Origin of the sequence: Paenibacillus oenotherae, from assembly GCF_019443105.1 — a bacterium.
Lineage (GTDB): Bacteria > Bacillota > Bacilli > Paenibacillales > Paenibacillaceae > Paenibacillus_Z > Paenibacillus_Z oenotherae.
Map to the genome: position 1 here is coordinate 299,938 of NZ_JAHZIJ010000001.1, position 11,716 is coordinate 311,653.

The window sequence follows — 11,716 nt, forward strand, 5'->3', positions numbered from 1 at the left end:
CGTCTAATTTCCACTGTGGTTATCCCATACCTTCCACGGCGCACGCCCTGTCTTCCAATACTCCTCAAGCGTGTGCCTATCCCGCATCGTATCCATCGACTGCCAGAAGCCCCCATGCGAAAAAGCCATCAGCTCTCCGTCCGCAGCCAATCCTTCCAGCGGCTCCTTCTCCAGCACAGTGGCATCACCTTCGATGCGATCCAGCACATCCGGCTGGAATACGAAGAAGCCGCCGTTCACCCAGGAGCCGTCTCCTTTTGGCTTCTCGACAAAACCGTTCACAACAGCCGCTTCGCCGATCATAAGCGCTCCGAACCGTCCCCTTGGCTGAACAGCCGTAACCGTCGCTTTTTTGCCATGCGATTGATGGAAGGCGAGCAGCTCCTTAATGTTGATATCCGACACTCCATCTCCATAGGTAAGCATGAAGGGACCGCCATCCAGATAAGAAGCCGCGCGCTTCAGCCGTCCGCCAGTCATCGTATCTACTCCTGTGCCAACCAGCGTAACCCGCCACGGCTCGGCAGCATGCTGATGAATAATCGTCTTGTCTCCATCTCTGAAGTCGAAAGTAACGTCAGACTCATGAAGCATATAGTGGGCAAAATATTCCTTCACTACATACCCCTTGTAGCCGAGACAAATAACGAACTCATAGAAGCCGTAATGGGCAAAAGCTTTCATAATATGCCAGATGATCGGCCGCCCGCCGATCTCGATCATCGGTTTGGGACGCAGATGCGATTCCTCGCTGATTCGCGTGCCCAGACCACCGGCCAGTATGACGACCTTCACGGCTCATCCCCCCGCTCTCTTCTTCCGGCAAACCGCCAGCACATACATCGGCTCCCCGCTTTTGAGCTCGGACAGCGGTACGAGCGCATGCCCCCGGCTCTGTACCCGGTGCGCTTCCTCGCGATCCTCGGGCAGCTGGTTAGCCGCCCGCAGCCAGCGCATCGCCGCGAATTGCGAGTCGTCATAGACATTCTGTCCATACAGCGCCTCGATGTCATAGAACTGCAGCAGCTCGCCGACCAATTCCTCTGTCCGGTATTCGAAGCGATGATGCGGATTGAAGGGCTGTTCTTCATAGTAGTTCGCCGCGTTCGTAAGCGCGCGATTCGGTGTGGAAACAATAAATCGTCCGCCTTCCCTAAGAACGCGGGCCGATTCACGAATCCAGGCTCTTCCCTCGCTCACATGCTCAATCGTCTCAAAAGATACGACAGCATCGAATGCACCATTGTCAAAAGGCAGCTTCAGCACATCTCCCGCAACAAAAGAAATTCCGTCGCCGCCGTAATCCAGCTTCGCCCGTTCGACGGACTGCTCATCGATGTCAATGCCGGTTACATGCACAGCTCCAGCCGCTTTCAGCATGCCGGTTCCATAACCTGTGCCGCAGGCCGCATCCAGCACCTGCAAGCCAGCTGCCAGCTTGCCCGCCAGCTCGTAGCGAAGCATATGCTCCTCATATACCTCGCGGCACTGCTCCTTCACCTCTCTGCTTACAACAAGCCGTTCACCGGTAAACCGGATATCGTTCTGCTCCTTGGAAGGGCGGATATCGGCTGCAACTGCGTCATTCCCTGTGCCTGCTATATCCCCATCTTCCCCATCCGCTTGGCAGGCCATATCGGGAATTCCCACTGGAATAACAGCATTCGTAGTTTCCGCAATCTCCGCAGCAGGCAGCCTGGCCAGACTGATGAAATAAACAGCCGTGAACTGCTCTGATAGTGATTGTCCCATCAAATCCGCCAGCCCTTTAATGAATCGTTCATCCTCTGAAGTCAGCGAATCCGCTGCGTAAGCAAGCTTGAGGACATCCAGTCCGGCCTTGCTCATCAGTCCCTTCACTTGATCTGAGGTATACAGCATGCTCGTCTCCAAATGTTCTGAAGGGGACATAAACTGTTTCACAAACCGGAAGCAGAGCCGGTTCGCGAAGGAACAGAGCAGCCAGCCTTCTGGCTTCAATAGAGCTGCAAGCCCCTTCATGCCGCCGCTCTGTGAGGCAAACTCATGCGCATTGCCGATAATGATGGCATCAAGCGAGCCTGCCTCGATCCCCCAGCGCGCTGTTCCCAAGGCATCCTTGGCAGTGCCTTGGCCCACAATTGCCACGCCCGCCGCCTGAGCGATCCGTGAAGCTTGCGGATCACGCTCCAGTCCATATAGCGTCGAATCCGGGTGATCTCGCTTTAGCTTGAGCAGCGTGCCGCCGCAGCCGCAGCCAATCTCCAATACCGCAATAGGCTGGCCGCGCTTGTAATCCGGCAGTTCTTGCTCAACCACGGAGAGCAAATCCAGTCGCACGTTCATGGCGCTGCCCGGCTCGAAGCCCCATTTTTGCACAAAATGAACGTGATTGTCTGTCACAATTGCTTGGAACTTCTTCTGATCCGCACCGAAAGATATGCTGCCAAAATGATGGATGAATGTATCGCCGCACAGCAGCAGCTTGTAGCCCTTCAGAAGCAGCCGAAGGGAGTAATCATCGTCCTCATAGTTGCCGATCCCGAACCGTTCATCGAACAGCCCTACAGCCTCGCAAGCCTCCCGCTTCATGAGAAGGCAATAGCCGATCAGCTTCAGGCGCTCCTCCCATTTGGCAGAATCATGGACATTATGCCGATCCGCGAACTGCTCCATCTCTTCCAGTGTTTCATAGTTAGTCGGAATTTGTGTCATATACGAGGCATAGTTCGTCACCGGCCCGACCGCACCCACCTTCGGATCGCTATGAAGGCCGCGCAGCAGTCCCTCCAGCCACCGGGGTGTTACGACCGTATCATTGTTGAGCAGCATAATTCCCTCGCCGCTGGCAAGCGCGATCCCCTGATTGCATGCTTTTGGAAATCCTTCATTCCGGCTGTTAAGCTGGCAAATAACGTCCGGCTGTTCCTCCAGCCATAGGGGCGTTCCATCTGTCGACCCGTTATCAATTACGATGATCTCGTAGCTTCCAGCCGCCGTATAGCGACGGATGCTCTCTATGCAGAGCTGTGTATACTCCAGCTTGTTGTAAGTCACCAGAATAATGCTCGTTATCATTGGTTACCGCCATCCTGCTCTTGCTCCGGCATTTGCTCAGGCTCTCCCTCTTGCAGCTGCCCACCTGCCTGTTGAATTTGCAATATCTCCTCCAACCTTCGCTTGTTGTCTCTCAGGTTGGCATCATCGGGCAAATGGCGGAGCGCCTTCTCGTTATGCTCATAAGCCTGTTGCAGCTGGCCTGCTTTGGCATAGCAAATGCAGAGCTGCACATGCGGAAGCCATGTCCAGCACACCAAATTAAGAAGTCCCATGCTGAAGGCCGGCTTTTCCAGTCCGAGCGCCATATTGTACCAATGAATGGCAAGATGCCACGCCTCAAGCTCTTCGAAGCAGAAAGCAATCGAACAGCAGAAGTCTGCTCGCGGTGCTTCATATTTGAATGCCATGAGCAAGCTTTCGAGCTTTTTATCCTTTTGGCCCAGATGATGATAGCACTCAGCCAGCTTGCTGCAAGCAAGCATATGATCCTCGGAATATTCAACCGGCCCCTGCAAAAACCGGGTATAGCTCTGCACAGCCTCCGCATATTGCTTCTGATCCACGAGCTCATTCGCAAAATAATACAGATCCCGTCCCTGCAGCTCCCTGCCATCCGCGATCTGCTTCTTGAATATTCGCATGTTGCGGTCGGAATGATCTCCTACCCGCTTGTGAGATACAGCGATATCCGTAAGCATGACATTCCCTTCGGATACCTCCAAATACTCGTGTATCGGATTATGCCAGCGGTACCCCCTGCTCCGCTTTACAAGCCGATTCCGGCGTGAACCGGCGGCCGCATTGCCTGCCATATCAAAGGTCAGATGGTATTCCATAACGACGGAATCCACCTCCTGTGGAAGTGATGCCTTCAGCTTGAGGAATTTCTCTCGATCCTTCTCCTGCAGGACATCATCTGCATCAAGCCACATAATGTAGGATTGGGTAGCCTGTGCGAACGAGAAATTCCGCGCCGCCGCGAAATCCTCTACCCACTCAAAATCAATGATACGTGCGTTATATGCCGATGCGATTTCTTTTGTCCGATCCACGGAGCCTGTATCTACAATTACGATCTCATCGACCAGATCCGCAACCGAATCTAGACAGCGGGCGAGTACCTCCTCTTCATCCCTGACGATCATGCATAAGCTGACCGTAATCACAGGCATTCTCCTTCCCGAATGTAAGACATGTGTGATTAGCGTATGACATTATGACCCGAGACGATTGGACACTATGCCCGGCAGAATAACAAAAAATCATCATCAGTCCCCAAAATTAGCGCCCTACTCAGCTCTGACGGCACGTAAAAAGATCGCCGCCACCTGGCTATTACTGCCGGGTGAGGCGATCTTTTTTCACCAAACTATCTTGGTCATAACATAACAATCCTCATTGCCGCTGAACACAAGAACAGAATCCGGTGTCATTATTACAACGCCTCTAGGGATACAGTTTCTTCCCGCAGTTATAATGTTTCGGGATGACGCTAATTTGAATATTTTTAGAAATAAAAACTCCTTGCGGGTTATCATTTTCTAGTGTCATGGTTACTAACTTCCATTCATTGATTACTTTAGCACGCATTTGCACTGTAAGTTTGAAAGCATGTCCATCTGATAAATAATTACTTCCTGATGGCAACCTAATTAGCTCGATATCGGTAATTTTACTGCAATCATATTGTACAATTTCTGCGTTAAGTTTTTTTCCAAGCGCAGAACTTGCCTCGTGATGGATATTCATCAATATTGCATTTTCTATTAATAATTCTTTTTCTGGACTGGCTTTTGCGCTAAACGGCAATGAACATACAAGTAAAATTATAATTAGGTTGATTTTCCTTATCATAAGTACTCCTCCTTGAAATGTGTTATTTTTTAATATCTGCGAAGTATTTTTAATTATGTATTTTACATGTATATTGCTCGCAGCCTACAGATCAATAGTGATAGTTTTATTGTAACCTGCAAGACCCCATAACAAAAAAAAAGCTATGCAGCAATGAATCGCATAGCTTTTCCAGAACTGTATTAAACTGAGTTGGAAGCAACTCCGTAGAACACTTCCGGACCATTGCGTGTACCAGTCAGTACAGCCAGCGGGCCGCCTGTAATAAATGCGGAGTAGATTGTTTCTGCGGCTGCCGGAGCCAGCAGATCCTGTGCATTGAAGGAATAGATGTCAGAAGAGTTAGCAACACTTAGCGCAATCGCCATTTGAGCTGTGTAGATGACATTGGCTGGAACAAAGGTTGTGCTGCCGCGCACGATCTGGATCGTGAACGTATTGCCGATCAAACCGCCGCTAATGCCTACAGTTCCTGCAAGTGTCACGATCGGGTTGGCAACGTTTTTCGTCTGCAGACCGATGACGCCGAACAAAGCCGGAGTTAAGGAGAGGCTTACCCCCGGGGCGCCGGAAGTATTGGAGTTCATGGAACTTCTCATATCCAAGAAAGTACCCATTCGAATCACCTCCTATTATCAAGATACTATAGGATATGAATTCTACCATCCGGCGGATTGGACAACTTCTTAGTTAAATGCTCATTTTTCACCAACTGGCTCTGCATTAGGAGGCGCTCCCTTCGTTCCAAGACCTCTGGCTGCACCGACGACAAGCACTAGAATTGGCACTGCAATTTGGAAGAGTGTATACAGCTTCACCATTACAGTCAGTCCGATCCATAGACGAACCGTATTATTCGGCTCCAGGAACGAGAGCCCGCATATGATCAGCACCACAATCGTTGACCATGCAACATGCGAGCCCTTGAACAGATTCTTCATCATCATAACCGCCGCCATGTAGAATAAGGTCATTTTCACATACAATCCAATGTAGAGCAGTACGGTAACAAACACATCGAGCCGTTCGAGAATATTAGCGATTTGAATGAGCTGTACAACCTCCAGCAGCGGGAGTGAAGACAAGGCGGAGATGTCAGGTCCGAGGACAGCCATGGATAATGCATTCATTAGAATAAGCAGAATGGCTACGATCATGTAGCCCATTGCCGCCGTCCTTCCCAGGTTCTTGCCTGGCGCCAATCGGTGCCAGAACATCAGGAACACTATCATTTGGCCGAATGGGAAGGAGAGAATATCTGGAAATGCAGCGTGGGCGACTGGCCCTATGCCATTCTCAAGCATCGGCAGAAGTTTGTGAAAATTCGGCAGCCGCGCGACAAACAGAAGGAAGACGATGATGCCATAGCTCACAATAACGACAGGAAACAGCATCTCCACAACCCGAAAAAAGACCGCAGGTCCTTTGTATACACCATACAGCGAGATCAATGCAGCCGTAAAAATAATCACCCATTGCGGTGTCTGCTGCAGAATGGTCATCACCGTTAGTTCACTGAAGTCACGCGCATTTCGCGATGCTTCATAAGTGAAATAGATGCCGAACAGCACCCCTGTAAAGGTGCCCAATAATTTGCCAAAATGTACGCGAAGCAGGTCGGCAAGCCCCATCTCAGGGAACCGGTTCTGGATACGCAGGTAGATCCACAGGAGCAGCAGCCCCGCACAAGCGGCAAGCGTCATGGCAAGCCATGAATCCTGCTTTGCCTTGACACCAAGCTGGAACAGGGGCGTGCTGCCAAGCTCAAACATAATGATCATGACAACAATCTGGTATTTGCTGAGCTTGTCCAAAGGTTCACCCCCACTCTTATCCTCCCTGCTTGTCTTGCTTGGAATGAAAAGAATTGCTGCTCATCCCCGTCTGCTCCACACTTACTTTCACATCGTAATTGACCTCTACCTGATCCAGCTGTTCATTCCAGTTAGCAGCAAGCGACCGCCACTGCTTAGGGAACTTCTCATGAACCGCCCCGCCGAAGCCGACAATGTCCGCTTGCTGCCGCTGCAGTGATTTCCAGCCTGTCTGCATAACTCGCTTCACTTCTTCTGCGATGGCCTGCTGGACTTTGACAATCGTTGCGGGCTTGGTCATATCATCATCACAGCTGTATTCATATAAGGTGCCGCTTACCTTGGTGTGAACATCCATCACAAAGCGGTTTCCTTTGCGCACTGGCTTGACATGTGTATCCGTATCAATGATTCGGAGCGAGGAATCCTTCTTTCTTGAAGGCGCGCACGGGAAGGGAAGTACTGTTCTTTGGATCCGATTGGCAAGCCACATCGCTCCCATGCTCTCCTCCGCATCGAGCCATCCAACAAGCTTGTCTCCCTTAATAATGCCTAGTCTGCCAAGCTTGATCTTAATATCCGAATGTGTTTTCTGCATCAGATTAAGCGAATCAAAGGAACTTCCCTTGCCCGCCAGCATAAGGCTCGGAATCCCTGTGGCATGCGTGCCTCCGAGCAGCTCCTGCTGTACTCGAAAGACCGATGTCTGCGGGAAGCTCCCTCCATTGGCCGCCTCATTCTGTATCATATGCTGGATGGCCGCGCCAGGAATTTTCTCCATCGATACGAGCTGCTCCAGCGTATTGCGGGCGCTCTCCCGAGTAAGAAAGACGGCCACCGTCTCTCTCGCATCGGCATTGCGCATATAAGCTTCCATCAACGTACCGATACCGTAGCGTGCCGCCTTTTCGCTAATAACAACCATCTGATTGTGGGAGAAATACAGCTTTCGCGACAGCTCCAGACTGGATTTGCGGACTGCGCCGCGCATGCTTTCATCCTCTGTTGAGAATACATAGACAGGAGCTGCATTGGTAGAAACGCCTGTTGTACTGGAGATCGCCTGCGGGATTACAAGTTGAAATGAAAGCCGCCATCTCCCTTTGTCATCGATATCAATCCCGGTTGCGGATATTATACTTAGCTCATTCAATTCAACTCGATTCCAGCAGCCGCTCTGTACAATCAGGATGGCAATAGCCAGAACGATCTGCACCCATCGCTTACGCATACTCGCGCCTCCGTTCATTCAGGCTTTTTCTGCCGCTGCCAGTCTGGCATCGATGCATTCGCCTTCCGCTTGCCGCCACCCAGCACCTCAGGACGAGATTTCATTGCCCATCTCGGAGCACGAATAAGGATATCCTTCCAGCTGCTCTTGATAAATGGCGCAATAGGCGTCATATAGGGAACGCCGAATGACTGCAAGCCAGCCAGATGAGTCAATAGAACGATAATGCCAGTCATTATGCCAAAGAAACCGAGCAATCCCGCGCATAACATGAGCGAGAAGCGAATGAGCCGCGCCGCGATCGCGATGTTGATATGCGGTGTAACGAAGTTGGAGATAGCGGTGAAGGCGACGACGATGACCATCGCAGGCGATACAAGACCGGCTTGAACGGCAGCTTGTCCGAGTACAAGCGCTCCGACAATGGAGATTGCGGGACCAATCGCTCGCGGCATTCGCACACCGGCTTCCCTCAGCACCTCGAATGTGATCTCCATCAGGAATGCTTCCAGGAGCGCCGGGAACGGAATCCCTTCCCGCTGCGCAGCCAAGCTGATAAGCAGCGTAGTTGGCAGCATCTCCTGATGGTAGGTGGTAACCGCTATATATAATGCCGGAAGCAGCATGGAGGCGAAGAATGTAATATGTCTAAGCAATCTCAAGAAGCTGGCAATGTCAAAGCGTTGATAATAATCCTCGGCAGATTGAAAAAACTTAAAAAATGTAACCGGAGCAATCAGCACAAATGGCGTACCATCAACAATGATCGCCACTTGTCCTTCAAGCAGGGATGCTGCCACAACATCGGGCCGTTCATTATTCATGACTGTAGGGAAAGGGGTGAAGGTTCGATCCTGTATGAATTCTTCTATGTAGCTGCTCTCGATTATGCCGTCAATATCAATGGCATCCAATCTGCGCTGAACCTCATCCACAACGCTCTGCTGCGCTATTCCATCGATATATGCAACGAATACGTTGGTCTGTGTTCTTCTCCCAATGCGTTTTCCTGTGAGTCGAAGGTCAGGTGATCTGATGATGCGCCGAATCAGTCCCAAATTGGTATAGATATCCTCCGTGAAACCATGCTGGGGACCGCGAATGACCGTCTGGGTGATCGGCACATTAACTGACCGCTGCTCACCTCCGGCAGTTACAGTAATCAGCGCTTCCTCTATGCCGTCAACGAATATAACGCAGAAGCCGTTAAGCAGCGCTTCCAGCGCCTCTTCCTCCGTCTTGATCGCCATCATTGATCCTGTCGCAATGATATTCCTGGATAGCAGCTCCAGCATTTTCAGTCCAGAGCTCTGTTCCTTGTTCGCATGCAGGGCAATCATAACAGGCTGTATGACATTATCATGGATCATTTGCTGATCGATCAAGCTGCCGATATATACAATGACAACAGCGGCCGCTTCCGGACTATTGCCGCCGATCGTTCGGGATACGACATCCAGACTGTCGCCAAGCCTGCTGCTTATTGAAGCGGCGTTGTCACCTGTCTTCCTGCTTAGAGGCGTAGCAGCAGAGCTTTTCTTTGAACCATGCGATGAGTCATGAATGGGGGGAGTGGAAGTGTTCGTATTCCGGCCTGATAATAATGCCACTGGTTCCACCTTCCTCATGGGCGAAGAGCATTCCCCGGCACAGCGGCCTGTTCGTTCATTCCAAATCGTTCATCATGTGTAGTATAGCTGGAGGGGCTATTAATTATGTATTCTGGGGAAAGCAAAGCGGCGGCATCGGATCATGAGGATCCTCTGCCGCCGCGAAATTTATTCGTATAAGCTCTTGCTTCGTCCGCATTCGTTACCCGATTGCGGCTCCACTCTATCAGAATTCGGTCGATGTACCGGAAGTGCAGCTTGCCTGCGAACACCGATTCCTTCAATGCAAAACGAATCAGTTCTTCCCCATACTTGTCCTGGTCCATCCATGCACTGATCGTCTCACATTCAATAGGCGACAACAGCCGCCCGAATTCCTGCTCGAACACGGTGAACAGATCGGCTGCTTTCGTCTCCGCCGGCCGCTGCTCACGCTCCGGCTGCATCGAGGTTCGCGCCTCTTCCGCCAGCCATTCCGCACTGCGAATGATCAACCCATTCCAGTTGTAGCGCTCGGATTGAACACCGGATCTGGCATCGAATTCCTCGTCGATTGCAAGCAGCTCCTCCTTCATCAGACGGCCGAGCAGTTGTCCAACCGCCTTGGCCGTCAAGCCCATTCGCTCCGCAAGCTGCTCCGGCGTCGGGAATTCCACCTGCTCCAGCTGCCGGAACAGCATAAGCTGGACGAACAGCAGCATGTCTGTATCCGATAAGCCAATCCCGCGATAAGCGCGAAGCAGACCTGCAGGAACAACAACACTTCCGCTGTTCATTGCTGCCGCCATACCGCGGGCATATGCCTTCCACATCTCTGTTTTCATAATTGTACTTGCCCTCCTGCTTGCCTGACAGCTACGGGTACAGACGATACAGCATCCTCGGGAAAGGAATGGTCTCGCGAACATGATCCAGACCGCATAGCCAGGCTACCGTACGCTCCAAGCCTAATCCGAAGCCGGAATGCGGAACGCTCCCGTATCTGCGCAGGTCGAGATACCATTGATAGGCTTCCTCGGACAGCTCATGCTCCGAGAATCGCTGTGCGAGTAGCTCCGGATCATCGATCCTCTGGGAGCCGCCGATAATTTCGCCATAGCCTTCCGGAGCGATCATATCTGCACAAAGCACCACTTCAGGCCTGTTCGGATCCGGCTTCATGTAGAATGCCTTAATAGCTGCCGGATAATGTGTAATAAATACCGGACGATCATATTTCTCTGCTATCGCTGTCTCATGCGGAGCTCCGAAATCCTCGCCCCACTGAATTTCAAATCCTTGCTCCTGCAGCATCCTTATCGCTTCGTCATACGAGATGCGCGGGAACGGAGCGGCGATATTGGCCAGCTTGGCGACATCCCTGCCGATCGTCTCCAGCTCCTTGCTGCAGTTCACAAGCACATTGTGGACGATCGAAGTGATCAGCTGCTCCTGAACAAGCAGGCTCTCCTGATGATCGACAAACGCCATCTCGGGCTCAATCATCCAGAATTCGATCAGGTGACGGCGTGTCTTCGACTTCTCCGCACGGAAGGTCGGACCGAAGGAATAGACTCTTCCCAGAGCCATCGCCGCAGCTTCCATATACAATTGGCCGCTCTGTGTCAAATAAGCATCCTCGTCAAAATATTTGGTATGGAACAGGTTCGTCGTTCCTTCACAGGAAGAAGGCGTAAGAATCGGCGGATCAACCAGCGTAAAGTTCCTCTCATCGAAGAAAGCTCTGATCGTCCGAATGATCTCTGCACGAATGACCAGTATAGCCCGCTGCTTCGGAGCCCGCAGCCATAAATGCCGGCGATCCATCAAGAAGTCAACGCCATGCTCCTTGGGCGTTATCGGATATTCCTGCGTGAGCTGAATAATTTCCACCTCATGGACGGTCAGCTCGTAGCCGGATGGACTGCGCGGCTCCTCCCGCACCGTTCCGCGAACATAGAGCGAACTCTCCTGCGTCAGCTTTTGCGCCGCTTCCCAGGTTGACTCGGACACCTCGCTTTTCACGACAACGCCTTGAATGTAGCCGGTTCCATCCCGAAGCTGCAGGAATTGAATTTTGCCGCTTGAACGCTTGCCGTGCAGCCAGCACCCGATCCACACGGATTGCTCCGCATGCCTGTTCACTTGCCCGATTATAGTCAAGTCCTTCATCGCGAACCCCACCTTTT

General features: G+C 51.6%; 10 protein-coding genes. All 10 read right to left on the bottom strand.

Annotated elements, in window-relative coordinates; all coding sequences use genetic code 11:
* Positions 1 to 3: 3 nt before the first annotated feature.
* Positions 4 to 795 carry a glucose-1-phosphate cytidylyltransferase gene (gene rfbF, locus K0T92_RS01355; RefSeq protein WP_219870619.1) on the bottom strand — a complete coding sequence of 264 codons (792 nt, stop codon included), beginning with the start codon at positions 793 to 795 and terminating at the stop codon, positions 4 to 6.
* Positions 796 to 798: 3 nt separating this feature from the next.
* Positions 799 to 3,057: a methyltransferase domain-containing protein gene (locus K0T92_RS01360; protein ID WP_219870620.1), complete on the bottom strand. Its 2,259-nt coding sequence runs from the start codon at positions 3,055 to 3,057 to the stop codon at positions 799 to 801.
* Positions 3,054 to 4,211, bottom strand: coding sequence for a glycosyltransferase family 2 protein (locus K0T92_RS01365; protein WP_246627786.1), 1,158 nt, complete (start codon positions 4,209 to 4,211; stop codon positions 3,054 to 3,056). The genes K0T92_RS01360 and K0T92_RS01365 overlap by 4 nt, the downstream gene beginning before the upstream one ends.
* 274 nt (positions 4,212 to 4,485) lie before the next feature.
* Complete coding sequence (locus K0T92_RS01370) at positions 4,486 to 4,893, bottom strand: hypothetical protein (protein ID WP_219870622.1); 408 nt, start codon at positions 4,891 to 4,893, stop codon at positions 4,486 to 4,488.
* Between the two features lie 182 nt (positions 4,894 to 5,075).
* Complete coding sequence (locus K0T92_RS01375) at positions 5,076 to 5,510, bottom strand: hypothetical protein (RefSeq protein ID WP_219870623.1); 435 nt, start codon at positions 5,508 to 5,510, stop codon at positions 5,076 to 5,078.
* A gap of 81 nt (positions 5,511 to 5,591) precedes the next feature.
* Entirely contained in the window at positions 5,592 to 6,707 is a 1,116-nt protein-coding gene (locus K0T92_RS01380; protein WP_219870624.1) for a GerAB/ArcD/ProY family transporter, read from the bottom strand.
* 16 nt (positions 6,708 to 6,723) lie between these two features.
* Positions 6,724 to 7,938, bottom strand: coding sequence for a Ger(x)C family spore germination protein (locus K0T92_RS01385; RefSeq protein WP_219870625.1), 1,215 nt, complete (start codon positions 7,936 to 7,938; stop codon positions 6,724 to 6,726).
* Between the two features lie 14 nt (positions 7,939 to 7,952).
* Complete coding sequence (locus K0T92_RS01390; RefSeq protein ID WP_343223609.1) at positions 7,953 to 9,548, bottom strand: spore germination protein; 1,596 nt, start codon at positions 9,546 to 9,548, stop codon at positions 7,953 to 7,955.
* 140 nt (positions 9,549 to 9,688) lie between these two features.
* Positions 9,689 to 10,372 carry a DnaD domain-containing protein gene (locus K0T92_RS01395; protein ID WP_219870627.1) on the bottom strand — a complete coding sequence of 228 codons (684 nt, stop codon included), beginning with the start codon at positions 10,370 to 10,372 and terminating at the stop codon, positions 9,689 to 9,691.
* A 31-nt stretch (positions 10,373 to 10,403) separates the two neighbouring features.
* Positions 10,404 to 11,699 carry an asparagine--tRNA ligase gene (gene asnS / locus K0T92_RS01400; RefSeq protein ID WP_219870628.1) on the bottom strand — a complete coding sequence of 432 codons (1,296 nt, stop codon included), beginning with the start codon at positions 11,697 to 11,699 and terminating at the stop codon, positions 10,404 to 10,406.
* Between the last annotated feature and the right edge of the window lie 17 nt (positions 11,700 to 11,716).

Coding starts and splice junctions, on each gene's coding strand:
- K0T92_RS01360 (WP_219870620.1), bottom strand. CDS start 3,057: ATGATAACGAGCATTATTCTGGTGACTTACAACAAGCTGGAGTATACA.
- K0T92_RS01365 (WP_246627786.1), bottom strand. CDS start 4,211: ATGCCTGTGATTACGGTCAGCTTATGCATGATCGTCAGGGATGAAGAG.
- K0T92_RS01370 (WP_219870622.1), bottom strand. CDS start 4,893: ATGATAAGGAAAATCAACCTAATTATAATTTTACTTGTATGTTCATTG.
- K0T92_RS01375 (WP_219870623.1), bottom strand. CDS start 5,510: ATGGGTACTTTCTTGGATATGAGAAGTTCCATGAACTCCAATACTTCC.
- K0T92_RS01385 (WP_219870625.1), bottom strand. CDS start 7,938: ATGCGTAAGCGATGGGTGCAGATCGTTCTGGCTATTGCCATCCTGATT.
- K0T92_RS01395 (WP_219870627.1), bottom strand. CDS start 10,372: ATGAAAACAGAGATGTGGAAGGCATATGCCCGCGGTATGGCGGCAGCA.
- asnS (WP_219870628.1), bottom strand. CDS start 11,699: ATGAAGGACTTGACTATAATCGGGCAAGTGAACAGGCATGCGGAGCAA.